Here is a 548-nt window from a genome sequence, read left to right on the forward strand (position 1 = left end):
CCAGGACTGATAGCCAGTGCCGTCATTCAGCGCCGCGAACGTGATGATCGTCGGCTGCCCGGTACTGTTCTGGAAATGGTAATGCCCGTAGGCGATGTCGTAGTTCACGCCGTTCTGGCTGAACTTGCCGCTGAAGGTGCCGTTGGAATCGTTACCATCGGTGATCGTCAGTTTGGCGCCAGCGTTAGCGTTTACATAATTGCCATTAATGCTCGACATAACGTGATTTCCTTTATCGTTGGATAAGTGTCTTCCGATGAGAGCAAGTTTCCTCCTGGAAACTCACGACACACAGGATGGTTGTCCATTGACTTATTGTCCACGGCACTTATCAACGATATTGCTATATACACTATTCATGTCGCTCATAACTTATTTCGATTCCGAAGAGCCTTAATAACTAACGGCTGACTTGGGTTTGTTGCACACCAATGGCCGGCACCAGAACTGCCGTCTCTGAACGCGGCGTTCCCGCCGGCACCCAGTCATAACTCACAGGCAGCGCGCGATAGACCCAGTTGCTGATTGCATCACTGCCCGGCGCCTTG

At 51.6% G+C, this 548-nt stretch carries 1 protein-coding gene and 1 pseudogene; both read right to left on the bottom strand.

All coding sequences use genetic code 11. From position 1 onward, the window contains the following. Positions 1-219: hypothetical protein (locus HT737_RS30335; RefSeq protein WP_182404666.1), on the bottom strand; the 219-nt coding region annotated here is incomplete at its 3' end. A gap of 181 nt (positions 220-400) precedes the next feature. After that, positions 401-548: pseudogene (locus HT737_RS32220) on the bottom strand (ArsR family transcriptional regulator); the annotation flags it as partial.

This window comes from Pseudomonas sp. MD195_PC81_125, assembly GCF_014060985.1.
Classification (GTDB): domain Bacteria; phylum Pseudomonadota; class Gammaproteobacteria; order Pseudomonadales; family Pseudomonadaceae; genus Aquipseudomonas; species Aquipseudomonas parakoreensis.